This window comes from Staphylococcus sp. EG-SA-2 (genome assembly GCF_017152085.1).
On the sequence record NZ_JACYHC010000341.1, the window covers coordinates 1 to 318 of the forward strand.

The 318-nt window shown below is 31.1% G+C and carries 1 protein-coding gene; it reads left to right on the forward strand.

All coding sequences use genetic code 11. From position 1 onward, the window contains the following. Positions 1-165 (forward strand): arginase family protein (locus IDG60_RS03280; RefSeq protein WP_206160491.1); only part of this gene is annotated, 165 nt, incomplete at its 5' end. Between the last annotated feature and the right edge of the window lie 153 nt (positions 166-318).

Here is a 318-nt window from a genome sequence, read left to right on the forward strand (position 1 = left end):
GCAGTGTTAGGTTTGTATCCACATACTGTTCTTGAATTAGCAAAACGTATTATTCCAAGTGATAAGGTGTCTTCAGTTAGTATTGCTGAGATGAATCCAACATATGACGCTGACAATAGAACTGCTAAGCTCGTTGCTAATTTAGTGCATCATTTTTTAAAATAATTAAAAATATTTATATGTGACGAGATTTGCATTGCAGGGCAGAATGTGAGTATTTCTTAATAGAAGTTATATTAACGTTGATATATTTGAAAAATAATTGCAGTAAGAAGACTCTTAAGTTGTAGTCATCTTACTGCTTATTTATGTTTGTTG